Raw genomic sequence first — 25,169 nt, 5'->3', positions numbered from 1 at the left:
CATATTTTACTTCAAAATCAAGAAATTAAATATACACCAGAGCGAGTATCAAGTATAATTTTTTTATGAATATATCAACAATTATCGAATTAGTGGGCTATACTGGCTCAATTTTAGTTGTAGTTTCTATGCTTATGACTTCGCTCAAAAAGCTTAGAATCGTAAATACTGCGGGAAGCGTGATTTTTGCAGTTTATGCTCTGGTTATTAAATCTTACCCGACAGCCGGAATGCAGCTTGCCCTTATTGCAATCAATATGTACCGCCTCTATAAGCTTTCCAACACAAAGAAGGAATATTCAGTTGTAAAGGTTCCAGTAACAGACGCAATTCTTCCATATTTTGCTTCACTTTACAAAAGCGACATTGAACTCTTCTTCCCTGGCATTTTTGCAAAGATAAAGAGCGCTGAAAAACCTGAAGGCGACGTTTACCTTATTTACAACGGAGCAAATACAGCCGGCGTAATGTACGGAACTAAATCTGCAGATGCATCTTTTGAGATTGACCTTGACTACACTGTTCCAGCCTACCGTGACTGTTCTGTTGGAAAATTCCTTTATAATTATCTTGCTCAGAACGGCATTAAAAAGCTTACTATGAAAACTGATGTTCAGGCTCATATTAACTACCTTAAGAAAATGGGCTTTAATGAGGAAAAGGGTCTCTTTGTAAAAAACTTATAAGCAATCTGTTTTTGAATTCTGATGAAACTGCCGATACTTTAAACAGAATTTTATTTGTGGAGTTTTTATGAAAAAGTTTTTTCTTTCACTTGTTTCTTTAATATCATTTTCCAGTCTGCTTGTCTCTCTTGAAGTAAATACTACGGAATTAAAAAGCCTTGCAGAAAATCAGGAAATTGAGTTTATAAACTATGAAGGGCCTCATGCTGTCATAAATACTGCCGCTCAAATCAAAGGAATTGGTAGCGAAATCGGAATTCAGGTTGCAGAAAATCTTGAAAAAGCAGACCGAATCGGAAATATTTCCCGCTACTCTATTATTCACGCCGTTGATACTGGCGTAAAAGAAAAACTTGATGCTGATATTCTTGTAATCGGCTCAAGTTCCCAGCTTGACCATATCAAAAACCTGCGCCGCATTATCAGCGGATATTTAAGCGCCGCCTACAATTATTCAGAGACAGACGCCGATACCCTTGCAGTTTTTATTACCGTTTATAATGCCGTTTACCGCGCCCAGCTTGACGTATTCAAGGAAAAATATAAGGAAGCGGTTGTAAGTCACCTTGATTTACAGAACTGCGGTCTTTCAGTTGACTATCACGACTGGCCAGGAAAAACTCAGATTGTAATTCCTCTTTATGATGTAACTAACGGCGGACTTTCCACAATTGATACTTCTGTCATCAGCGATAAAAACGTTGTTTCTTCAATGAAGGAAGATGATGATAAAAACATTGAAAGCCGAAAAAATCTTGTAGACATTAAAGAGCGTGAAGCAGAAACTGCAAATGAAAACGCTAAAGCCGCTTCAAAACAGGCTGCAGAAGACAACAAACGCCTGGAAGAAGAAAAGGCGCGTACAGAAGACGCTAAAAGGGATGCTGAGGAAAAGCAGAAAATTGCCGAGCAGAATCCTGGCGACCAGAAGGCGCAGAAGGATGCTGACGACGCTAAAAAGGAACTTGAAAAGCAGCAGAAGGCTGAAAAAGAGCTGACAGAAAAAATTGAAAAAGAACGCGAAACTGCTTCAAAACAGCAGACTCTTGCAGATAAAAAGGATTCTGAAGCTCAGATTGAAAGAAAGGAAATTGCCGGGGACCAGATTGCAGTTCAGACAGCTGCGGCTGAAAACGACGCTGCAGGTTCTGATTATGCCCTTGTAATAATTGATGAAAAAAAGCCTCTTTTGAAAATCGTCCGCTATAACAAGCTTAGCGGAAAGGCAATAAAGAACTCCCCTGTTAATGTAATCAGAAGCAGGCAGATGATTTCAATTTCTGATAACTTCCTTACAATTGCCGGTGAAAACAAGGGAAACGGAGCTGTTAAACTTGTTTTAATAGACAAGGAAAATATGGAAATCGTTTCAGAAAGCGAAGAGATTATTGCTGATAATTCCCTTCTGGTTCAGGACGGAAGTGATTTTTACTGCGTAATCAATGAAAAAGGAACTTATCATTTAGCTTGCTTTGATTCAAACCTCAAACTAAAATCTAAATCTGTTGAAAAGGTAAAAGCCGGCACTCCTATTACAGTTACAGGAAATGCAATTGCAGTTACCGGTGCTGACGGAAAAATCAAGGTTTTGAATAAGACTAATATCGGCGCTTTACTTGGAGAGTAACTATGACAATTACTGCATACGAACGTGAAAAAATTATTGTAAGAACAAGTGCAATTGGAATTGCAGCAAATATAGCTCTTGCGGCATTTAAAGCCTTTGTTGGTTTTGTTTCAGGTTCGATTGCAATTATTCTGGACTCCGTGAATAACCTTTCAGATGCACTTTCTTCTGTAATTACAATTATTGGAACAAAGCTTGCCGGAAAGCCTGCTGACCGCAAGCATCCATACGGACACGGACGCGCAGAGTATCTGACAGCCCTTGTAATTGCAGTCATCATTTTATATGCAGGTCTTACCTCTCTTATTGAATCTGTAAAGAAGATAATTAGTCCCGTTACTCCTGAATATTCGACTGTTTCAATCATAATCATTTTTGTTGCAGTTTTTGTAAAAATCTTTCTGGGGCTTTTTGTAAAGCATACAGGAAAAAAAGTTAATTCTGATTCACTTGTTGCAAGCGGTCAGGATGCCCTTATGGATTCAATTATTTCGGCTTCGACTATTCTTGCGGCTTTTATTTTCATTTTCTTTCATCTTTCACTTGAAGCCTGGCTTGGTGTAGTGATTTCTTTTGCCATTATTAAGGCCGGTTACGAAACTTTGCAGGAAACTTTGAGCAAGATTCTTGGCGAAAGAATTGATTCTGATATTTCCCATGACATCAAAAAGACTGTAATTTCTGTTGACCCGGAAATTGCCGGCGCTTATGACCTTGTTTTGAATAATTACGGCCCTGAAAAGCATCTGGGCTCTGTTCATATTGAAGTTCCTGATACCTGGAATGCTGATAAAATTGATACTATTACACGTAAAATTGCAGATGTTGTTTTACAGAAGCACAATGTTGTTATGACTGCAATCGGTGTTTACAGCATCAACACAAAGCAAGATCAGGCGTCAAAAATCCATGAAGATGTAATGCGTATTGTGATGGGACACAGCGAAATTATTCAGATGCACGGTTTTTTTATTGATGAAGTTGAAAAGCTTATGCGCTTTGATATTGTAGTTTCCTTTGATTCCCTTGATATGAGGGCGATTTACAATCACGTGGTAGAAGACGTAAAAGAATCTTATCCGGACTATGATGTCCAGGTTCAGTTCGACTTTGACGTGTCTGACTAATAAAAGGTAATATGTAAAGCTATTTAGTGGCTCGCATAGTCTCGCCACTTGAGGCATTTTCACGTTAATCCTAAATCGAAGCACTGTTGTACTTCGATTTTTAACGGATTTTCTATTTTAGCCTTCATCATCCTGCTGGGCGTTCTCAAACTTAGAGTACGACGGAATGAACATGATTTTAATGTCACCTGTCGCACCGTTACGCTGCTTTGCAAGAATAATCTTTGCATCCTGAGCGGCTGTTTCTTCTTTAAGACGGTCGCGGTGAAGGAACATAACAACGTCGGCATCCTGTTCAACTGCACCAGAACCACGAATCTGATTGAGTTTTGGCTCCTCACCTTCTGCATCACGGGCAACCTGGCTTAATGCAACAATAGGAATCTGAAGCTCGCGGGCAAGTGCCTTGAGCGACTTTGAAATCTCTGCTACCTGGTCGTAAGTAGCCTTAGAAGAATCTTCTGTAGTAATCAAACCAATATAGTCTATGAATATGATTTTTACATCATGCTTTGTTACCATTCGGCGGGCCATGGCTCTAAGATCAATAAGACGCATGTTAGGAGTATCTACGACATAAAGAGGCGCTTCAAACCAGCGGCCGGCAGCGTTCTGAATCTTAGTAACATCTTCGCGCTTAAGCATACCGGAACGGATTTTACTCATGTTTACGCGGGCTTCCTGGGCCAGAATACGCATACCAATTGCTTCGTAAGGCATTTCCAGAGAGAAGAAGCCGCAAGGAATATGTTTTTCTACGGCAATATACTGCATCATAGAAAGAGCCAGCGCTGTCTTACCAATAGAAGGTCGCGCACCAATAATAATGAGTTCGGAATTCTGAAAGCCTGAAGTATAGGTGTCCAGTTTTGCAAAACCTGTCGGGATACCTGTAAACTGGTTCTTACTGCGGTAGCGGGCTTCAATAAGTCCGATTTCCTTAATCATGATGTCGTTTGCAGCATGAATTACTGTATTTTCATTCTTTTCTGCCAGGGCAAAAATTTTCTTTTCTGCGTTTTCAATTAAGTTTTCGCTTGGTGTATTAAGCTCAAAAGATGTAGAGCGCATGTCAGAAGAAATGCGGATAAGTTCGCGGCGTTCAAAGCGGTCAATTACAATTTTTGCATAAACTTCAATGTTGGAAGAAGATGGTACTTCGTTTGTAAGGGATGCAATATAGGCAGGACCGCCAGCCTTTTCAAGGTTATTTTCTTTTGTAAGTTCGTTTATAAGTGAAAGAGAATCGCCTGTAATGTTCTGTGTAAAAAGCTTTTGCAAAGCTGCGTAAATCAGCTGGTTCTGTACTGAATAAAAACTTTCTGGGCGTAATTTTGAAATAACTTCGGAAAAGGATTCCCAATTCAAAAGTACAGAACCTAAAACGGCCTGCTCTGCTTCAATACTGTGCGGGGGAACTTTATCACTGAAATTTACGTCCATCTTTTTTCCTCTGATATTATTTATATTATTAATTATATCATATCAAAAAAAAACCGGCATTAAATGCCGGCTTTTTTACTGAATATTTTTCAGATTTTATTCTAAAAATTACTCAGCTTTTGCTTCTTCAGCTGCTTTCTTTTCAGCTTTAGGAGCAGCAGCTTTTTCTTCTTCTGTCTGTGATTTAACAGAAAGTTTTACTTCTGCAACCTGAGCTTCGTAAAGCTTTACATTTACATGATAGTTTCCAACCTGTTTGATTGTAGAACCAGCAATTTCAATGCGTTTGCGTTCAATTTCGAATCCCTGTTTTGCAAGAGCTTCCATAACAACGTTTGAAGTAACTGCACCAAAAAGTTTTCCGTTTGCTGCAGCTGGCATAACCAGTTCGAGGTTAAGAGCTTCAAGCTTCTCTTTAAGGCTTGCAGAATCCTTGCGTTTCTGCTCTTTGCGAGCTTCGATTTCTGCTTTGCGTGCTTCAAAAATTGCTACTGTTGCTTCATTGTAAGGAACAGCGAGATTACGTGGAAGAAGATAGTTACGTGCGTAACCGTTAGCAACGTTTTTTACGTCTCCTTCTTCACCAAGTGATTTTACGTCTACGTTAAGAATAACTTTCATACAAGCTCCTGTGTAAGGTGACCGGTCAGAGCCACCATTGTTTTATTATTTTTGCCTAATATCCGGAGTATGGACACGGCGTTTTAATTTGTTTTTCCTAAATTACAGACTACTCGCGAGAGTTTGCGTAGCAAACCTCGTAAGAATAAAATCGTTTACGATTTTATTCTGTCACGTATGGCAACAAGCAGATTGCACGTGCGCGTTTAATAGCACCTGCAAGTTCGCGCTGATGTTTTGCACATGTACCTGTAATGCGGCGTGGAAGAATCTTACCGCGCTCTGTCATATAGCGGCGGAGAGCGTCTGCTTCTTTGTAGTCAATCTTTGTTTTGTTAGCGCAGAAACGGCAAACCTTCTTGCGGAAGTATGTCTTTCCCTTTGTACGGCCGTCACGGTCTTCGTCACGTCCCTCAGCTTCTGGAGCAACCTGAGCTGCTGCCTGTTCTTCATATTCTTTGTTTTCTTCAGCCATAATTATTTCCTTAATAAATTAAGATTTAGAACGGAATATCTTCTGGAAAATCATTTCCAGAATCACCGAATGACTCATTTGGATAAGAATTATATCCACCCTGAGGGGCATTATTTACAGGCTGGAATCTAGGAGCACCCCCGCTCACAGGACTTCCACTTCCTTCTGATTTGCCGCCTAAAAGCTGAACATTGTTAGCAACGATGGAAACTCTGCTCTGCTTCTGACCGTCTTTTTCCCAACGATCCTGTTTTAGATATCCTTCAACACAAATCTGTTTACCTTTCAAAAGGTAAGGCTTAAGATTTTCTGCTGTTTTTCCCCAAATTGTCACATCAAAGTAATTTACTTCATCACCCCAAGAGCCATCAGCCTGTTTACGGCTTCTGTTTACTGCAATGCTGACATTAGCTCTAGCCTGTCCGCTCTGAACATAACCAAAACTTCGTTCATCAGAACCAAGATCTCTGGTCAGGCGGCCGATAAGTACAACGTGATTCAAGTCAGTCATCATAAACTCCTAAAAGTGATTTAGTAAATCTTAGTTTGCGTCGTCAAGGCGGACAAACTGATATTTGAGCAAGTTCTGGTTGATTTTGAAAATCTTTTCAATTTCAGCAACTTTGCTTGGGTTGAGAGACATTGTGTAAAGGTAGAAACGACCTTTTCTCTGTTTGTTGATTGTGTAAGCGAGATCACGCTCACCAAAGAGTTTTTCTTCTGTGATTTCTGCACCGAAGTTAGAAAGAGCGCTTTTTACATCTTCTGCGCCTTTTTTTGACTTTTCATCATCCATTGGATAAATAGCCATAAGCTCGTACTTTTTCATAAAGTAGCTCCTAAGAATTGTTCAGGAGGACTTATTCGTATAATCTGAAAAACCAACGGTATCTGATTATAAATGATAAACCTGTAAGAAAGTTTATCATTCCTCCTTGTGGACATAAGGGAAATCCTTCAGCTTTTGCTTTGGACTTCCAAGGGGTGTTAAATGCTTTTCAGCAAGTTCTAGTACTATATCTAATTTATGAAAAACATACAAGTAGCTTGAAAAATATGTAATTAATAGAAAAACTTGTGAGTTTTTTCCGAATAAGGTATAATTTTTCTATGTTAAAAAAGATTTTAAAAACTGTATCATCTTTTGCTTTTTTTATCATGTTCTTAAATTTGCAGCCTATTGCTTACGCCCAGGAAACTAAGTCTCTTGAAGAAACAAAAGTAGAAGAATCTGAAGAAAATATCAGCCAGTGGTCTATCAATAAAAGAAAGGGCGAAATTGCCCGAAAAATCAAAAAGGGGCCTTTTGAAAGCAGAAGGGCTGCCCTTGCAAACTGGTGCTATTTTGATATAAATCCTAAAAAATTCTGCCTTGCAGAAAACATGACCTTTGTTACATCTGAGCCTGAAAATGATTTTTCTGAGGAGTTTGAAAGCGTAAAAATAGAACTCATAGAAAATCACCAGGAGGCATTAAAAAAATATTCGATAAAGCCAAATAAAAAAATCTCTAAAAAATTTGCTTCCATGACAGCACCAAGAAGATCTGTTTCAAGCGCCTATGTTGAAAGCCCTGCTGCTCCTGAATCAGACAGCCAGCAGAATGAATCTGAAGAAGAAATTACAGATGCAACAGAAGAACCTTTTCAAGAAGTTCTTCGGCCTGAAGAAAGCGAAGAAGCTGAGGAAAGTGGCTTTTCTTTTGTGCCGGAAACTTCGGATTCTTCCCTCCGCTACAAAAAAGAATATCTTCAGGATTATGCAGTTGCCGATGAATTTGTAATTCCTCCTGTTGAGCCTGTAGAAAAGAAACTTATTCCAAATCCAAATGAAAGGGACAATAAAGGCCGCACAGATTTGATGAAGGCAGCAGCCAGCGGAAATGAATGGCAGGTAAAAAATCTATTGGAAAGCGGCGCCAAGGTTGACTTGCAGGATGATGACGGCTGGACAGCTTTAATGTATGCTGCCCGCTATTCTGACAGTCTTTCAACTATGAATCTTTTACTGGAAGCAAAGGCTGACACAAAAACAATCAACAAATATGGGGCTTCGGCATTTTTACTTGCAGTCTGCTACGGAAATAATCCTCAGATAACAGAACGTCTTATGGACTATTACCAGCCTTCAGATAAGGAACTTTTAAAAGCCTTTATCTTTCTTTTGTCTTCTAATTACTCTTTTGATTATGTAATGAAGGCAAAAATCAACCTCTTTTTGGAAAAGGAAATTCCTTTAAACACTTTCTATAATGGAAAAACACCTTTGATGTATGCGGCTCAGTACGCATCTTCAACAGAAGTTATAAAAATCCTTCTTGAACACGATGCTTTAAAAACTCTTCGTTCGGTAGAAGGAAAGACTGTTTTTGATTACGCAAAAGAAAATTCAAAATTAGCCCGCGATGATATTTACTGGTCATTGAATTCGCAGCGTTAGTATTAAGCAGGTAAAGCTAAAAAATTGCTGCATCGCAATTTTTTTTACGTACGTTCCCTCTGGGAATTACTACTCAAAACTTTGTTTTGAGTACTTTGCAATAAAACACCGCCCGCTCTGACCGGCGGGCTTACACAGGAATAAAAATAAAAATGAGAATTACTGGTGGAAAATTAAAAGGAAGAATCATAAAGTGTCCGGACGGCGTTATCCGCCCTGCAATGGACAGAATGCGTGAATCTGTTTTTTCTATTCTTGGAGATTTGAGCGGAAAGTCCTGGCTTGATTTGTTTTCAGGTTCAGGCACAATTGCAATTGAGGCTGTCTCTCGCGGTGCAAGTCATGTTGAACTCTGCGAAAAGGATAAAATTAAGGTAAATACAGTTTTAGAAAACGTAGAAGTTACAGAAAAGGAATGCGGCGTAAAAATCAAATGTCATTTTATGCCGGTTGAATATTTTATCAAACGCTGTAAAACTAAGTTTGACTACATCTTTTTTGATCCGCCCTTCCCTTACAAATTTCATGAAGATTTAATCAAAAAAGCAGATGAAGCCGGTATGTTAAATGAAAGCGGCATGATTATGGTTCATCGCCCGGAAGAGCATTTTATGCCAGACACTATTGGAAATCTCACTCGTGTTGATCAGCGTGTTTACGGTCGTTCAATTGTAGATTTTTATGCTTATAAAAAGTGATAAAAATTTATTATAATTAATTGGCATTTTTGAAAATTATGCCTTATAATTAATTTATAAGTGTGTTAAGGTTATTTAATACAAAATGGCAAAGAGAAAAGAAATAGAAAAAAAGTTCGTAGAAAGTATTCAGCAGAAAAAGATGCCGGACGGTTTTATAAGACTGACCGATAATCCTGTTGATGGCCTGTCTTCTGAACAGAAGGTAATTCTTAATCGCAAAGCCAACACAATGTTTAATAACGGAAACATCGAAGATGCCAGACGCATTTTTATCACCACTGGTTATTCTGACGGCTTAACAAGAGTTGGAAATCATTACATGGATAAAAATCAGAGCTTAAAGGCACTGAAGGCATATTATCTTGCCCATAATAACAGGGAAACGGAGCCCATTTATGAGCAGATAGCAAAGGTTATTTCAAAGCTGATAACCGATTAAAAAAGTAAACTTTTTATTAAATAAAAATTAAAAAAAAGTGGGGATAACAAAAGTGGAAAAAGATTTATTTAGTCAGGAAAACGACATTATTGTTCCTGAAAATTTTAACGAAGCCGATGAACAGCTTGCTAAAATCGCCGAGATGTCAAAGCGGCCCTATCTCCTTCTAAAAGAAAACAACTTTTTTGAAGCTAAAATCGCCTTTGAAGAAATCCTGAAAATCCAGGACAACAACTCTTATGCTCTTGTAGGACTTGGTGATACAGAGCGCAAACAGGGACATTTCCACGAAGCTATGACTTACTATAACCGATGTCTGGAAAGTTACCCTGCAAACAGCTATGCCCTCTTCGGACTTGCAGACTGCTATAAGGCAATGAATCAGTATTCACGCGCCATTGAAATCTGGCAGCAGTATCTTGTTCAGGATGATAAAAACATCACTGTAATTACCCGTGTAGCTGATGCTTACCGCAAAATCCATGACTTCAGAAAATCAAAGGAACTTTACCTAAAAGTTCTTGATATGGAAACAGACAACGCTTATGCCCTTATCGGTCTTGGTCACTTGAACTACGACTTTAAAGAGTATAAGGATGCCCTTTACTACTGGACCCGCGTTTACGAAATCAATAAGGAACATTCAGACATTCGTGTTTTGACTGCAATCGGAAACTGCCACAGAAAGCTTAAAACTTTTGATGAAGGCGTTAAGTTCTTTGAGATGACACTCGACCGTGAACCAAACAATTTCTATGCCCTCTTCGGTCTTGCAGACTGCTACCGCGGCATGAACCAGCAGTTCAAATCAATTGAATACTGGAAGAAAATTCTTGAAATTGACCCGAAAAACAAGGTTATTCTTACCCGTACTGGCGATGCTTACCGCACAACCGGAAACTACGAGGAAGCAAAGAACTTCTATAATAAAGCTCTTGAGATTGACTTTGATATTTACGCAGCAATTGGTCTTGCCCTTATCTGCAAAGGTGAGGGAAAAATTGATGAGGCTATTACCCGCTTTAATAATCTTATCAAAAATGACCAGAGAAACTCTCGTCTTTACATTGATCTTGCAGAATGCTATCTTGCTGTTGGCAGAAGAGAAGATGCCGTTAAAACTCTTGAAAACTACATGAGAATTGACGGTCGCAATTATGCGGTAAAAAATCTCTATGCTAAATTAACAAGAATTTAGTATTCAGAGCAAAATGGAAAAAATAATACTTTCAGGACTTTTACCCCAGGAAATCGGAGAAAAACTGGGGCTTTCTCAAAAATTCCGTGCTAATCAGATTTTTAAATGGATTGGCACGGGTGTATCAGATTTTGATAAAATGACTAACCTCAGCCTTGATTTAAGGAATGAACTTAAAGAAAAGGCCCTGCTCCGTTCTTCAAATATTGAAAATGTGCTAAAGGATCCGGACGGCACAATAAAACTTCAGATAAAACTCAGCGACGGAAATATCGTAGAAACTGTCCTTCTTACAGATAAGGAAGGTCGTAAGACTGCCTGCGTAAGTTGTCAGGCCGGCTGCGCCATGAAGTGTGCCTTCTGCATGACAGGAACACTTGGACTTTCCCGCAATCTTGAAGCATACGAAATTGTCGAGCAGTTCTTATATCTGGAAGAAACAAGCGGCAAACTTGACAACATTGTCTTTATGGGAATGGGAGAGCCTATGCAGAACCTTGGCGCCATCCGTAAGGCAATAGAAGTTCTCTGCCATAAAGACGGACGAGCCCTTTCTTCAAAACGCATTACTCTTTCTACCTGCGGAATTATCAAGGGCATTTACGACCTTGCTGACAACGGTCCTCATATAAGGCTTGCAGTTTCCCTTACAACCGCCAACGAAGACTTGAGAAAAGAAATCATGCCCGTTACAGGCGGCAATCCCCTTCCTGAGCTTAAAAAGGCAATCGCCTACTATGCAGAAAAATCCGGCAAGAGGGTTACACTTGAAGCTGCCCTGCTTGGCGGCCGAAATACAGATGACATCAGCGCAAAAAATATGATTGATTTTGCCTGCGGGGCTGACGTAAACATCAATCTTATTCCATGGAATCCGGTAAAAAGCCTGCCTTTTGTAGAACCGACTTCCGGCGAAGTAAAAGCTTTTGTTGCAAAGCTGGAGCGTGCCGGGCTAAACGTAACGCTGAGAACCAGACGCGGAAGAAAAATTGGCGGGGCATGCGGTCAGCTTGGAAAAACAGTAAAAGATTCTTCTAATGCTATAAATTCTATTTGACATAATCCTGCATTCAAGTTATAGTGATATTAAGGTGATAGTAATACTATCAGTGTAAAACTAAAACTATCGCCTTGGGATTGACTATGACAGAATTTTTTACAGGCAAGGCCTATAAGGCTAAAGAAAACACAGTTTTGGATCCAATCCGGATTTCTACCCTGCTTAAAGAACTCAACGTCAGTAATGCCGGAAAATATAATTTAAAATACGCATGGATTAACATGGGCGGCTGGCAGTCATGGAACCCATGTGAAGAGCTTGAGCCTAACAAAACTCAGCCTTCACTTAAATGCCACCTTTTAAAACAGTGGAATCACTACATTCTTTTCCCGGAATCACACTTTGAAACTTCAAAAAACATCGTTCTGGGACAGTTCGTTTCATATATCAGATGGGAAAACTTTTATCTCTGCTTTGTTTCCTGCGGAAATATTAATGACGTTCTTCCTCCTGTACAGTTTGTATTCAACCGTCATAACAACACTGTAACTTACGAACTTGCAGACAAAGGAAAAGAATGGCAGACTGGCGAACTTCAGGCAAAAATCACTGTATTTACAGCAAGTTCATATTTTGAATGCCGCGAAAAACTTGAAAAATTATTTGGTTCCTGCGACAAGGAAAATCCTAACTACTCTTCCCGCTTTGACTCAATTCAGTTTTTGGGAAAACAGCCTGCCGGCTGGGAAAGCTGGTACAATCACTATTTCAACATCAATCACAACCTCATTGTTGATGATTTGAAGGCTCTTAAAGAAACTCAGAACCTCATCAATATCGGCGGCTTTGAAGGAAAGAATGTCGTTTTCCAGATTGATGACGGTTGGGAAATTGCCCTTGGTGACTGGGACGTTCGCAAGGACCGCTTCCCACAGGGACTGGATACTCTTGCAGATTTAATAGAAAAAAACAGCTATGTGCCGGGCCTCTGGCTTGCGCCTTTTATCATCGATTATCGCTCTAAAACTGCACAGGAACATCCTGACTGGATTTTACGAAATAAGCACGGAAAGCCTGTTATGGCAGGTTACAATCCTCTCTGGGGCGCTAACTTTGGAAAAATGCAGCCTAGTCTTCCGGGAACATTCTTCTGTCTTGATTTGAGTAACGTTGAAGTAATCGCTTACCTTGATTCAATTCTTGATAAAGTAATCAATAAATGGGGTTTCCGCTATATCAAGCTGGACTTTTTGTATGCCGGAATGCTTTGGGGATGTTATAAAAACGGAGGAGCTGCTTACCAGTGGTTCAACCGCGCCGTAAAAGCCCTTACAAGCCGAACTCAGAATAAGGACGGAAAGCCTGTATGCTACCTTGGCTGCGGTGTTCCTTTTGAACCAGCATTCAACTACTTCCCGCTTTCTCGTACCGGCTGCGACACTTTTGAACACTGGGAAAACAAGCTTCTTAAAAAGCTCAACTGGAACGGACGCAACTCAGCATATCTTAACGTAAAAGATTCAATCGGCCGCGCTATGTGGAACAAAATCATCTTCAATAACGACCCGGACGTAATCTTTATCAGAAAGGAAAACTGTTCGCTTACTACAAAGGAAAAGGAACTTATTGCTACAGTTGCAGTTTTGTTCGGAAATCAGATTATGTATTCTGATGATCCTGCAAAATCAACAAGCAAAGAAGAAATTGAAATTGCAAAAACTATCGTTGGAATAAACGAAAAATATAAAAACGAAGAATTCAGTGTAAAAGCCTTGAGAGACAATGTTTATACAGTTGAATCAAAAAATGGAAAATACCAGGGCACTATCGATTTGGAGGAAAGATATGCAGATATTCGGTAATGAGATCAGCAAAAAGGATTACAAGAAAGCTTGTAAAGGTCAGAAAAAATTCATCAAGAAATTTGGTGATGACCGCAATGTTGATTATAAACTCAATCTTGTAAATAATGAGGTACTTACAAAGCCATTTGGCCTTAAAACTATCGTAATTGACCAGAATGCTGCCAGCGATTTTGCTTCAGTTCTTCCTGAAAAGCCGATTATTATCGGAAATATCCGTATGGGATTTGGTCACTACCGTATCTCTATGGCTATGGCAAGCGCCGCTCACGCTATGGGCTACACTCCACTCTGGCTTGACTTGAACTCATTCCCGGAGACAACCTGTACAAAAATCATCTCTGCTCAGAATGATTTGTATTCTATGGGTTCACGCCTTTCTCAGAAATCAAAACTTTTCAATAAATTCGTCTGGGAACCTTTGAACTATGAAGGCTTCAAAAAGCTTTCATATAACGCAGGCGACCAGAAAAACGCAGAACTGATGACTACAGTTTTTAAGAACATTCCAAAGGACATTCCTATTATTGGAACTCACGTCTGGCCTGCTCAGGCTGCCATCCATGCAGGAATGACTAAAGTCGTAAACGCGATTCCTGATAACTGGCCGATGGCCCTGCATCTTGCGGAAGGTTCACTGCACACGATTCAGACTCAGAATTCTTACTGGGGCTACCTTACATTGAACGGTTTTGACGGCGATAAGGTTTTGAATCCTATGCCTATGAAAGACATCGTTTACACAGGCCACTACATTGACGACGAACTTGTAAAGAATATAGAAGAAGACTGCAAAAAACGCTGCGACCGCGCTTCTAACGGAAAGCCTATCCGCTTCCTTTTGACAATCGGCGGGGCTGGCGCTCAGGGTGAATTCTTTGCTCAGATTATCAAGACTCTTATGCCTTACGTAAATCAGAAAAAAGCCTGCATTTACGTAAACTGCGGAGACTACGCTAACGTTTGGGAAACCCTCAAAAATCTTATTCCGGAACTTAAAAACGAAGGTCTTTGCCATACTCATTTTGATAACTGGACTGATGAGTGCGACTTTGCAGAAAAAGCAATTTCAGGTTCTGATGATTTCTCTTCTAATGGAGTACACGTTTTCTGCAACAAGGATATCTTTGCTGCAGTTTACATAACAAATCTTTTAATGCGCGCCTGCGATTTCCTTGTTACAAAACCAAGTGAACTTGCTTTCTACCCGGTTCCAAAGCTTTTCATCCGTCGTATCGGCGGACACGAAATGTGGGGAGCAATTCATTCTGCAGATTTGGGTGACGGAACTCAGGAATGTGCAACACCTGAAATCGCAAGTGCAGCAGTTAAACAGATTATGGAAAATCCACAGCTTGAGCTTGATTTCTGTAAGAACATTCTTAATGCTCACAAAAATCATGTTTATGACGGTGCCTATAATGCAGTAAAACTCGCTCTTGGAATGCAGCTTTAGGCAATATAAATAGTAAAAAATAAACAAAAGTAGGAAAGAGAAATGACACCAAAGGAAAAACATCAGGAAGAACAGAATGAGTTGAAAACTTCAAGAATCAACAGAATTCTTGAAAGCGCCTTCAATCTTTTTTCTGAAAAAGGCATCGATACAATTACGATGAATGACATAGCTGCAACTGCAGAAATCGGAGTTGCATCTTTGTACCGCTACTTTGAAACTAAAGATGAAATTGCAATCCGTACTGCAATCTGGGCCTGGAACAAACAGAAAGAAAACATTATGCCAAGCCTGCAGGGAAAGGATTATGAAGCATTAACAGGCTACGGACAGATTGAAAAGATTTTTGAAATGTTCGTTGACCTTTACGATACTCAGTCAACCTTCCTGCGTTTCGTATACTTTTTTGACTCTTACATCAATCGTCAGAAAATCAGCTACGAACGTCTTTTTGACTATGAAGGAATGATTGCCACAGTTCAGGATGTCGTTGCAAATGCCATCTCAAAAGGTATCAGCGACGGCTCAATCAAAAAACGTTATGCAGACTGCCAGTGCGACGTTTACTTTACAACAATGCACTCGCTCTTCAGCATGGCACAAAAGCTTTCCCTTTCTGCAAACATGCTGGCAATGGATTCTGCAGTTAATGGAACTGCCCAGATGAAGCTTCTTGCAGAAATGCTGCTTGAAGTTCTGAAAAATTAGCATTTAAAAAAGATTTACCACAAATGGAGGATGGTGAAACTATGGAAAATAAACGCAAGTTAGGCTTTGTAGAGAAACTCTCTTATGGCCTTGGCGCAGTCGGAAAGGATATGGTTTATATGCTTTCTGCAAGTTATATCCTGTACTACTATCAGGATATTATGGGTGTAAGTGCAATTGCAATGGGAATTATTCTTCTTGCAGCACGTGTTTTTGATGCATTCAATGACCCAATTATGGGTATTGTTGTTTCTAAAACAAAGACTAAATGGGGAAAATTCCGTCCTTGGCTTTTGATTGGTACAGTTACTAACGCAGTAATTCTTTATTTGATGTTTGCCTGCCCTCCTGCAATGAACGGACGTGGTTTAGTTGCATACGCAGCAGTTACTTACATCCTCTGGGGTGTAACCTATACAATGATGGATATTCCATACTGGTCAATGATACCAGCCTTTACTGAAGGTGGAAAAGAACGTGAAGGTCTTTCTGCCCTTGCCCGCTCTTGCGCCGGTGTTGGCAGCGCCATCGTTTCAATTCTTGCAGTTCCATGTGTTGCTTTCCTTGGAAGCAAATTCGGCGGAAACCTTACAGCACAGTACGAACAGGCTGTAGCAGATTTTGGAAATACTTCAGCTCAGGCAGTTCAGATTAAGGGAAGCCTTGATGCAATCGGATTTAAGATGGTTGCCCTTGCAATTGCAGTTTTGTTTGTACTTTTTACAGTTATCTGCTGTATCAATATTAAGGAAAAATCAACAGTTGATGTAAAAACTTCAAGCGTTGGAGATATGTTCAAGGCTCTTTTCCGTAACGACCAGGCAGTTACAATGGTAATTGCAATCGTTATGATTAACACAGCCCTTTACATCACTTCTAACCTGGTAATCTACTTCTTCAAGTATGATTTCAGCCCTGCTCAGTGGGAAACAAACTATACTTTGTTCAATACCTTCGGCGGCGGCTTCCAGATTCTTGCAATGATGATTCTCTTCCCTATTTTCCGTGCTTTCATCAACACTGTGAAAATTTTCTATTGCTGTTTCTTTATGGCATTTATCGGCTACATTATCCTTCTGTTTATTGCCTTCAGCGGTACATCAAACTTTTGGGTACTTGTTCCATCTGCCTTCCTTATTATGAGCGCAATCGGTATGCTCAACGTCGTTGTTACTGTATTCCTTGCAAACACAGTTGACTACGGTGAGCTTAAGAACGGACACCGTGAAGAAGCTGTAATTTTCAGTATGCAGACTTTTGTTGTAAAGCTTTCTTCAGGACTTTCTGCCTTGATTGCTTCAATCATCCTGGCAGTATTCCATATCAGTAAAGATTCTTTCAGCGGAACCATTCTTTCTCAGTCTTCAAGAATGGGACTCAGAATGTGCATGACTTTGATTCCAATGGCTGTATTGATTATTGGCCTTATCGTTTTCAAACGTCACTATATCCTTACTGATGAAAAAGTAAGTGAAATAAGCAATCAGCTCAAAGCAAAGGCTGAATAAATAGAAAAATAAAAAAAAACTACTGAAATTATAAAAAATGCCTGCCGGTAATCGTGCTTTAATAAGTACAAAAGTACCGGTTGGCGTTTTTTTTATAAATTTTCTTGAAAGAGTACCTGAGATAGTGTATATTTTAAAAACATCAAGAAAGAGGAATTGCAATGCAGAAGAAGATTTATGTAGTAGGTATGTTTGATGAAGGTACTGCTGGAAAAGTTCAGGCTGCTGTAGCTGCAGTTGCCGGAGTTACAAATGCTGTTGCTAATTGCGAAAAATCACAGGTCCTTGTTGATTATGATGACGCAGGAGCAGAAGCAGCAATCAATGCAGCTATTTCTGGTTGCGGAGTAGATGTAATCGGCTAAGGTCAACGTACCTTCCATTCAAAACAAAATTAAAAAAGACTATGAAAATAACAATTTTAGACGGACATGCTGTCAATCCTGGCGATTTGCCATGGGACAAATTTTCGGAACTTGCAGAAGTTACTGTTTATGAACGCACTCCGTCGGAACTTGTCAAAAATCGCATCGGAGATTCCGATGCGATTTTTTTAAACAAAATAAACATTACAGAAGATATCCTTTCTGCCTGCCCTAATCTGAAATATATCGGTGTTCTTGCTACAGGCTATAACGTAATTGATCTGGATGCCTGCCGCCGCCGCAATATCACCGTTACAAATATTCCTGCCTACAGCACGGATTCTGTTGCCCAGCACGTATTCGCTTTCATCCTTAATTTTACAAATCACGTAGCACTTCATAATGCATCGGTACAGGCCGGTGACTGGCAGCGCTGCCCTGATTTCTGCTACTGGAATGCACCTCTGTCTGAGCTTACAGGAAAAACTCTTGGAATTTTCGGCTACGGAAACATTGGTAAAAAAGTAACAGCTCTTGCCCGTGCCTTTGGCATGAAGGTTATCTGCTGTACAAGAACGCCGCGCGAAGGAATGCCGGAATCAGTTACTTTTGAAGAACTTTGCCGCCGCTCTGATTTTGTCAGTCTGCATGCCCCTCTTACACCTCAGACAACTCATATCATAAATAAAGAAAGTCTCAGCCTTTTTAAGCCGTCTGCCTATCTTATCAATACTGCCCGCGGTGGTTTTATTGTTGAAAAGGATCTTGCAGATGCGCTGAAAGAAGGAAAACTTGCCGGATACGCCGCTGACGTTCTGGAAGCAGAGCCTATGACTGCTGACTGCCCTCTTATTGGAATTCCAAACTGCGTAATTACTCCTCACATTGCCTGGGCTCCGCTTGAAACCCGTGCCCGCTTACAGAACATCGCTTACGAAAACCTCAAAGCCTGGATTAACGGCAATGCATTTAATGTTGTATCATAATATATAGCCACAGATGAACCCAGATTCACGCAGTTTAATATTATCTGTGTCCCTTCTGTGTTTATCTGTGGCCGATTTTTTTCATTTTTCCGTCATCTTGACATACTACTTTAATAATATTAAACTTTCTTTAATATTATTAAATAGAGGTTGACAATGGGAAAGACAATTGCTCAGAAAATATTTGAAGAACATCTTGTAGACACACCATTTCCAAATACTTATGTATTAAAGCTTGACCGCGTATTCTGTCATGAAATCACAACTCCAATCGCAATCAATGACCTTGTAGAACGCAATAAGGATAGAGTTTTTGACTGCACAAAAATTAAGGCAGTAATTGACCACGTAACTCCAGCAAAGGATTCAAAAACTGCAACACAGGGAAAAATCCTCCGCGACTGGGCTCGCCGCCAGAACATCAAAGACTTTTTTGATATTGGTACTAACGGCGTTTGCCACGCAATCTTCCCTGAAAAGGGATTTGTTCGCCCTGGCTACACTGTAATCATGGGAGACAGCCACACATGTACACACGGTGCTTTCGGCGCATTTGCAGCAGGTGTTGGTACAACTGACCTTGAAGTTGGAATCTTGAAGGGAGTTTGTTCTTTCCGCGAGCCAAAATCAATTAAATTTGTATTGAACGGCAAACTTAAAGCCGGTGTTTTTGCAAAGGACGTAATCCTTAAACTTATCAGCACAATCGGTGTAAACGGCGCTACAAACTGTGTAGTTGAGTTCACAGGTCCAGTAGTAGACAACTTTGATATGGAAGAGCGCATGACAATCTGTAACATGGCTGTTGAAGCTGGTGCTACAAGCGGTATCTGCTATCCAGATGAAAAAACTGTTGATTATCTCTGGGACTTCATTAAAGACGAATACTCTTCTAAAGAAGAAGCATTGAAAGCTTATTCAAAATGGCGTTCAGATGACGATGCCGAATACGAAAAAGTTTATACTCTTGACCTTTCTGATTTGCAGCCAGTATGTACATTCGGTTACAAGCCTGATCAGGTAAAGACAATCAAGGAAATGGAAGGAACCCCTGTAAATCAGATTTACATCGGTTCTTGTACAAACGGACGTATTTCTGACCTTAGAATTGCTGCAAAAGTTCTTAAAGGACACCACCTTGCAGACGGAGTTCGCGGAATCGTTTCTCCTGCTACACCAAAAATCTACAAAATGGCTTTGGAAGAAGGAATCATCGACATCTTTATGGATGCCGGCTTCTGTGTAACAAACCCGACCTGCGGTGCCTGCCTTGGTATGAGTAACGGTGTTATGGCAGAAGGCGAAGTTTGTGCTTCTACAACAAACCGTAACTTCAACGGCCGCATGGGTAAAGGCGGAATGGTTCATTTGATGAGCCCTGCTTCTGCGGCAGCTACAGCTATTAAAGGGACAATCTGTAATTCGGAACTTTATAAATAAAAAAAAACTTACGATTGTAAGGAAAAATGCGGAGCATGGGTTCGTGATTTGCGGCGCATTGAAGGCGATGAGGTGATTAAATACGGTTCATACAGAGCAAGCGCAGCTTGCGGCGAGCCTTCTCGGCAGAGCAAATTACGGTTCCATGCGGAAGCTTTTTTATTTGTAATAATTTGAGGTACACTTTTTTTTCAAATAGTGTTATCATTAAATAATAAGGTAAAGATTTTTATCTTTATAAAATAACGAAGAGGTTAATATGAAACAGTTCGGAGGTCCAGTACTCTTTTTGGATCGGTCAGATATCAACACTGACGAAATTATTCCAGCAAAATATCTTACAGAAATTTCTAAGCAGGCATTGCAGCCTTACCTTTTGGAAGACTTGAAGCTCGAAGGCTTTAATCCAAAGACTGACGTTGCCGGTAAAAAAGTAATCATAACAAGAGAAAACTTCGGCTGCGGTTCATCACGCGAACACGCACCATGGGCACTTGAAGTAAACGGAATCTACGTTGTTGTAGCTCCAAACTTTGCCCGCATTTTCCGCCAGAACATGTTTAACTGCGGCATGATGGCAATCGAAATTGACCGCAAGTCAATTGCAGATATGTTCAAGACATTCGCAGATAAAGAAACTGAGTGTAAAATCGTTATCAATGATGACGGCACTGCAAAAGTAAAATTGATTGCAGGAAGCCTTTCTAAAAGCTATCCTTTCAACCTTGATGACTTTGAAAAAGCATTGGTAGAAAAGGAAGGCTGGATCGGCTACGCTGATTCTAAATATTAGATGATAATCGAAGAAGCGTTAAAAAACGAGCTGCGAAAGCGGGTCGTAAGTTCGAAGAACTTATTAAGCTGCATACAGCGACTTTTAGCTTCATCGATAGAATCTCAGAGCAGGCTATGCCTGCGACTCAAAAAAAATCCCGGTGTCATAAAACATCGGGATTTTTTTTACGCTTCTTCGATATTACGCTTTTACGCTTTCAAAAATCAAGTCAGCAAGGAATACCAATGCAAGAATCCATGTAACAAGAGGAACTTCCTTAGCCTTCTTTGCAGCCGTCTTACAGATTACAAATGAAAGAATACCCCATACAATACCCTTAGAAATTGAGTAAGCAAAAGGCATAACCATAATTGTAATGAATGCAGGAATTCCTTCTGAAACATCAGAGAATTCAATTGATTTTACGTTTTTCATCATCAAATAGCCAACGAAAATCAAAGCTGGAGCTGTAGCCGCAGCTGGAACCAATGCGAACAAAGGATTGAGGAAGAGAGCTACGAGGAACAAAAGACCTGTTACAACAGAAGCAAGACCTGTTTTTGCACCGGCAGCAACACCAGAAGTTGATTCAACGAATGAAGTTACAGTAGAAGTACCAAGACAAGCACCAACAACAGTACCAACTGAGTCAGCCATCAATGCGCCTTTTACGTTCTGGATATTTCCATCGCTGTCTTTAAGATTTGACTGTTCAGCAACACCCATCAAAGTTCCGAGTGTATCGAACATATCTGTAAAGAGGAAGGTGATGAGAACAACTACAAACTTCAATGAAAGTGCATTTGCCCATTCAAACTGGAAAAGATATGGAGCAGCAGGAGTTGAGAATGGTGAGAAGTTCTCAGGAACTTTTGTAACACCAAAAGGAATACCAATGATAGTTGTAATTATTACACCAAGAAGAATGTTTCCAGGAACGTTCAAAATAAAGAGAATGATAGTAATCAAAAGACCAAGACCAGCAACAAGAGCAGTAGCATGATTAAAATCAAGGTTTACAAATCCAATGATTGTTCCTGTATCACCAGTACAGATACCTGCGTTTACAAGACCAATAATTGTAATGAACAAGCCGATACCAACAGAAACTGCTTTTTTAAGTGTTGAAGGAATGGAATTGATGATTGCTTCACGAATTCCAAAAATAGAAAGAAGGATAAAAACAATACCTTCAACAAATACAGCTGTCAAAGCAAACTGCCATGTACATCCCATTCCAAGTACAACTGAGTATGTAAAGAAGGCATTAAGACCAAGACCAGGTGCAAGTGCAACTGGAAGGTTTGCAAGGAATGCCATAACTAAAGTTGCAATACAAGCAGAAATTGCTGTTGCAGTGAAAACTGCATTGAATGCCATTCCAGAGCCTGAAAGAATTCCAGGGTTTACTGCAAGGATATATGCCATTGCAAGGAATGTTGTAATACCACCGATAACTTCTTTGCTAACGGTTGTTCCACGTTCTTTTAATTTAAAGAACCTTTCCATAATAAAAATCCTCCTTATAAAAACTTTTATTAATAGAATGATTTTGCATTTTTTACAGATTTTTTGCAACATAGAAAAAACACTGCTATAATTATTCAGTAAGATGAAGAACCGAGTTAAACAGATAATTTTTTATTGTCTTTTCATTTTCTTGAATATCTCAATTAACCGTCTGATGGGATATATCGGAGTTCCTCTTTTTTTAGACAACATAGGAACTTTGTCAGCAGCAATTCTTGGAGGCTATCTTCCGGGAGTTATAGTCGGGTATCTTACAAATATCATTAACTCTACCCTTACAGATTTAACAAATTCCTATTACGCAGGAATCAGTGTTCTTATTGCCGTAGCCGGTGCCTTTTTTGCAAGACGAGGTTATTTCACATCCTTTAAAAAAGCCCTGATTACAATTCCAGTTTTTGCTGTTATTGGCGGTGGAATCGGTTCAATACTCACCTACTGCATTTACGGCTTTGGAGTCGGTGAAGGAATATCAGCTCCTTTTGTTAGAAGCCTTCTTGAACAGGGCACCCTCAATGTTTTCTGGGCCCAGCTTATTTCCGACATGATTATCGATATTATCGATAAGGCGCTTACGGTTTTTGGAGTTTTAATTCTTCTTCGCATAATTCCTGAAAAATTCAGCAAAACACTTATGCTCACAGACTGGAAGCAGACTCCCCTTAATCTTAATGAACGCATCTATGCAAGGGAAACAAAAACCAGACAGCTTCCCCTTCGCACAAAAATCACCCTGATTATTGCCGTAATCATGATTTTTGTTGCCTTTGTTACGACAGCCATCAGTTATGTTTTATACGTAAAATCTGCCCTGAGTGTTTCAGGAATTAGCGTAGTTCAGGCCCATATGGAAGGCATCAGTTTTATCGCAAAAATCCTTTCCCTTTTTATGGGCTTTTTCATCTTTATACTTACCCTCTGCCTCTGGCTCACAAATTATCACCTTACTTATCCGATTGGTGCAATGTCCTTTGCTTCAGAAGCCTTTGCCTATGACAGTGAAGAAGATATTGAAATCGGACTTGAAAGAATGAAGTCTCTTGAAATTGCAACCGGTGATGAAATCGAAAATCTCTACAAGTCCCTGACCCATACAATTTCAGAAACCGTTGATTATATAAATGACGTTCAGAAAAAAGGTGATGAAATTGCCCACATGCAGAACGGCCTTATTTACATCATGGCAGACCTTGTAGAAAGCCGAGATAAATGCACAGGCGACCACGTAAGAAAAACAGCCGCATATGTAAAGCTTATCCTTCAGCTTCTTAAAGAAAATCATCTTTTCTCTGATGTCCTTACAGACGAATACATTAAAGATGTCTGTTCATCAGCTCCACTCCATGATGTGGGAAAAATCAAGGTTTCTGACGTCATCTTAAATAAACCCGGAAAACTTACTGACCAAGAATTTGAAATAATGAAGTCTCATACTCTTGCCGGAAAAGAAGTAATTGAAAGCGCAATGCAGCTGACGACAGATCCAGGTTATTTAAAGGAAGCATCAAATCTTGCAACCTATCATCACGAAAAATGGAACGGAACAGGCTATCCTATGGGACTTAAGGGGGAAGAAATCCCGCTTTCTGCTCGAATTATGGCAGTAAGTGATGTTTTTGATGCCCTTGTTTCAAAAAGAAGTTATAAGGAACCTTTCTCTTTTGATAAAGCAATGGATATTATCCGAGAAGGGGCCGGAAGTCATTTTGATCCTGTGATTGTTGATATTTTTACAAAAAATCAGGACAGAGTCAAAAAACTCTTTGAAGAAAACGAAAAACATTTTTCTATATAATTAGTAACTGGTGTAATTAAAACTTAAAGTTATATTCGTGCATTTTTTTCTTTTAAATTAAAAAAGGTATGTTATAATTTATTTAGAGGTGCACATTATGACAATTACTAAAAATGAAAATGGACCTGAGGTAACTCTTAAAGTTGAAGGTCGTCTGGATACAGTAAGCGCTCCGGATTTGGAAAAGGAAATAAAAAGCCTGACTGTCGCAAATGAACTCACTATTGACTTTGAAAAACTTGACTACATTTCATCTGCAGGCCTCAGAGTTTTGCTTTCTACACATAAAGAATTCACCAACAGAGGCGGAATGACAATCATTAATGTAAATGAAACTGTTCGTGAAGTTTTTGAAATTACGGGATTTTCAGACATTCTTAACATTAAAGGCGGTAAATAATGACATCTGACATCTGCATACTCTCAAAAGATAATGAATCCTTAAATACACTTTTATCCGAAACAACAAAAGCGGCATCATATGTAAATCTCTCAAAAAAAGAAGCTCTCAGACTTCGATTACTTTCAGAAGAACTTGTCTGCATGCTGCCGGAAATTCTGGATTATTCAGAAGGAAAATTCTGGATTGAAAGTGACAATAAGAAATTTGAAATCCACGTATCTCTGAGTCCTAACTCCTCCCTTACAATGGAAAAACGTGAAAATCTTATTGCCCTGTCAACTGACAAAAAAAATGCAGCGGCAAAGGGAATCCTGACAAAGATTAAACTTGCAACTCAATTCATGCTGATTGATTATGAATATGTAAGTACTGTAAGTTCAGGCTTTTATTCATTTGGCTTTGATAATGGTATTTCTATTGATACTTCTCTCTGGTCTTTAAATAACTACAAAAACAAGGTTGAAAAAGCCAATGAAGAAGAATGGGATGAACTTGAAAAATCAATAATTGCTCAACTTGCTGATGATGTCCTTGTTGGAGTTCAGGAAAAAAAGGTTGAAATTATTGTAAAAAAAGCTTTCTAAG

General features: G+C 39.6%; 25 protein-coding genes. 19 read left to right on the top strand and 6 right to left on the bottom strand.

From position 1 onward, the window contains the following. Positions 1 to 65 precede the first annotated feature (65 nt). From T530_RS0101895 to T530_RS0101885, 3 genes are all read left to right on the top strand, one after another. A complete protein-coding gene (locus T530_RS0101895) occupies positions 66 to 686 on the top strand; it encodes a YgjV family protein (RefSeq protein WP_027727552.1) in 621 nt (206 codons plus the stop codon). 67 nt (positions 687 to 753) lie between these two features. Then, positions 754 to 2,313: a P83/100 family protein gene (locus T530_RS0101890; protein WP_027727551.1), complete on the top strand. Its 1,560-nt coding sequence runs from the start codon at positions 754 to 756 to the stop codon at positions 2,311 to 2,313. 2 nt (positions 2,314 to 2,315) lie between these two features. Beyond that, positions 2,316 to 3,440: a cation diffusion facilitator family transporter gene (locus T530_RS0101885; protein ID WP_027727550.1), complete on the top strand. Its 1,125-nt coding sequence runs from the start codon at positions 2,316 to 2,318 to the stop codon at positions 3,438 to 3,440. A gap of 117 nt (positions 3,441 to 3,557) precedes the next feature. Here the strand turns inward: T530_RS0101885 and dnaB are convergent, their stop codons facing one another. The 5 genes from dnaB to rpsF form a co-directional block, all read right to left on the bottom strand. Beyond that, on the bottom strand, positions 3,558 to 4,883 hold the full coding sequence (gene dnaB, locus T530_RS0101880) for a replicative DNA helicase (protein WP_051537746.1): 1,326 nt from the start codon (positions 4,881 to 4,883) through the stop codon (positions 3,558 to 3,560). A gap of 108 nt (positions 4,884 to 4,991) precedes the next feature. Further along, positions 4,992 to 5,504 (bottom strand): 50S ribosomal protein L9, encoded by a 513-nt coding sequence (gene rplI / locus T530_RS0101875; RefSeq protein WP_027727548.1) that lies wholly within the window; start codon positions 5,502 to 5,504, stop codon positions 4,992 to 4,994. A 163-nt stretch (positions 5,505 to 5,667) separates the two neighbouring features. Next, positions 5,668 to 5,979 (bottom strand): 30S ribosomal protein S18, encoded by a 312-nt coding sequence (rpsR, locus tag T530_RS0101870; RefSeq protein ID WP_027727547.1) that lies wholly within the window; start codon positions 5,977 to 5,979, stop codon positions 5,668 to 5,670. A 25-nt stretch (positions 5,980 to 6,004) separates the two neighbouring features. Next, on the bottom strand, positions 6,005 to 6,490 hold the full coding sequence (locus T530_RS0101865) for a single-stranded DNA-binding protein (protein ID WP_027727546.1): 486 nt from the start codon (positions 6,488 to 6,490) through the stop codon (positions 6,005 to 6,007). Positions 6,491 to 6,520: 30 nt separating this feature from the next. Further along, entirely contained in the window at positions 6,521 to 6,808 is a 288-nt protein-coding gene (rpsF, locus tag T530_RS0101860) for a 30S ribosomal protein S6 (protein WP_027727545.1), read from the bottom strand. Between the two features lie 281 nt (positions 6,809 to 7,089). Between rpsF and T530_RS14525 the strand changes: the two genes are divergently transcribed. The 13 genes from T530_RS14525 to T530_RS0101795 all read left to right on the top strand — a co-directional run bounded on the left by T530_RS14525 (position 7,090) and on the right by T530_RS0101795 (position 20,874). Further along, positions 7,090 to 8,418 carry an ankyrin repeat domain-containing protein gene (locus T530_RS14525; protein WP_051537744.1) on the top strand — a complete coding sequence of 443 codons (1,329 nt, stop codon included), beginning with the start codon at positions 7,090 to 7,092 and terminating at the stop codon, positions 8,416 to 8,418. 152 nt (positions 8,419 to 8,570) lie between these two features. Further along, a complete protein-coding gene (gene rsmD, locus T530_RS0101850) occupies positions 8,571 to 9,116 on the top strand; it encodes a 16S rRNA (guanine(966)-N(2))-methyltransferase RsmD (RefSeq protein WP_027727544.1) in 546 nt (181 codons plus the stop codon). 85 nt (positions 9,117 to 9,201) lie between these two features. Beyond that, complete coding sequence (locus T530_RS0101845; protein ID WP_197018225.1) at positions 9,202 to 9,558, top strand: hypothetical protein; 357 nt, start codon at positions 9,202 to 9,204, stop codon at positions 9,556 to 9,558. Positions 9,559 to 9,610: 52 nt separating this feature from the next. Then, positions 9,611 to 10,756, top strand: a complete 1,146-nt coding sequence (locus tag T530_RS0101840; RefSeq protein WP_027727542.1) for a tetratricopeptide repeat protein — start codon at positions 9,611 to 9,613, stop codon at positions 10,754 to 10,756. A gap of 13 nt (positions 10,757 to 10,769) precedes the next feature. Then, complete coding sequence (rlmN, locus tag T530_RS0101835) at positions 10,770 to 11,813, top strand: 23S rRNA (adenine(2503)-C(2))-methyltransferase RlmN (RefSeq protein WP_027727541.1); 1,044 nt, start codon at positions 10,770 to 10,772, stop codon at positions 11,811 to 11,813. An 86-nt stretch (positions 11,814 to 11,899) separates the two neighbouring features. Then, positions 11,900 to 13,618 (top strand): glycoside hydrolase family 36 protein, encoded by a 1,719-nt coding sequence (locus T530_RS13240; protein WP_051537742.1) that lies wholly within the window; start codon positions 11,900 to 11,902, stop codon positions 13,616 to 13,618. Continuing rightward, positions 13,602 to 15,074, top strand: a complete 1,473-nt coding sequence (locus T530_RS0101825) for a hypothetical protein (protein WP_027727540.1) — start codon at positions 13,602 to 13,604, stop codon at positions 15,072 to 15,074. The genes T530_RS13240 and T530_RS0101825 overlap by 17 nt, the downstream gene beginning before the upstream one ends. 42 nt (positions 15,075 to 15,116) lie before the next feature. Continuing rightward, positions 15,117 to 15,782 carry a TetR/AcrR family transcriptional regulator gene (locus T530_RS0101820; RefSeq protein WP_027727539.1) on the top strand — a complete coding sequence of 222 codons (666 nt, stop codon included), beginning with the start codon at positions 15,117 to 15,119 and terminating at the stop codon, positions 15,780 to 15,782. 41 nt (positions 15,783 to 15,823) lie between these two features. Then, complete coding sequence (locus T530_RS0101815; protein ID WP_027727538.1) at positions 15,824 to 17,290, top strand: glycoside-pentoside-hexuronide (GPH):cation symporter; 1,467 nt, start codon at positions 15,824 to 15,826, stop codon at positions 17,288 to 17,290. Positions 17,291 to 17,451: 161 nt separating this feature from the next. Beyond that, complete coding sequence (locus tag T530_RS0101810; protein WP_009107006.1) at positions 17,452 to 17,655, top strand: cation transporter; 204 nt, start codon at positions 17,452 to 17,454, stop codon at positions 17,653 to 17,655. A gap of 41 nt (positions 17,656 to 17,696) precedes the next feature. Then, entirely contained in the window at positions 17,697 to 18,641 is a 945-nt protein-coding gene (locus tag T530_RS0101805) for a D-2-hydroxyacid dehydrogenase (RefSeq protein ID WP_027727537.1), read from the top strand. 156 nt (positions 18,642 to 18,797) lie between these two features. After that, complete coding sequence (locus T530_RS0101800) at positions 18,798 to 20,081, top strand: 3-isopropylmalate dehydratase large subunit (protein WP_027727536.1); 1,284 nt, start codon at positions 18,798 to 18,800, stop codon at positions 20,079 to 20,081. Between the two features lie 259 nt (positions 20,082 to 20,340). Next, positions 20,341 to 20,874 (top strand): 3-isopropylmalate dehydratase small subunit 2, encoded by a 534-nt coding sequence (locus tag T530_RS0101795; protein WP_027727535.1) that lies wholly within the window; start codon positions 20,341 to 20,343, stop codon positions 20,872 to 20,874. 183 nt (positions 20,875 to 21,057) lie between these two features. Here the strand turns inward: T530_RS0101795 and T530_RS0101790 are convergent, their stop codons facing one another. Beyond that, entirely contained in the window at positions 21,058 to 22,365 is a 1,308-nt protein-coding gene (locus T530_RS0101790) for an NCS2 family permease (protein ID WP_027727534.1), read from the bottom strand. A 103-nt stretch (positions 22,366 to 22,468) separates the two neighbouring features. On the opposite strand from T530_RS0101790, the gene T530_RS14520 reads away from it, so the two are divergent. From T530_RS14520 to T530_RS0101775, 3 genes are all read left to right on the top strand, one after another. After that, a complete protein-coding gene (locus T530_RS14520; RefSeq protein ID WP_051537740.1) occupies positions 22,469 to 24,181 on the top strand; it encodes an HD-GYP domain-containing protein in 1,713 nt (570 codons plus the stop codon). A 97-nt stretch (positions 24,182 to 24,278) separates the two neighbouring features. Beyond that, positions 24,279 to 24,581, top strand: coding sequence for an STAS domain-containing protein (locus tag T530_RS0101780; RefSeq protein ID WP_027727533.1), 303 nt, complete (start codon positions 24,279 to 24,281; stop codon positions 24,579 to 24,581). Next, positions 24,581 to 25,168 carry a hypothetical protein gene (locus T530_RS0101775; protein WP_027727532.1) on the top strand — a complete coding sequence of 196 codons (588 nt, stop codon included), beginning with the start codon at positions 24,581 to 24,583 and terminating at the stop codon, positions 25,166 to 25,168. The genes T530_RS0101780 and T530_RS0101775 overlap by 1 nt, the downstream gene beginning before the upstream one ends. Position 25,169: the final 1 nt, after the last annotated feature.

This window comes from Treponema sp. C6A8, assembly GCF_000619925.1.
GTDB lineage: Bacteria > Spirochaetota > Spirochaetia > Treponematales > Treponemataceae > Treponema_D.
This window is presented reverse-complemented; position numbering and strand designations above follow the sequence as displayed.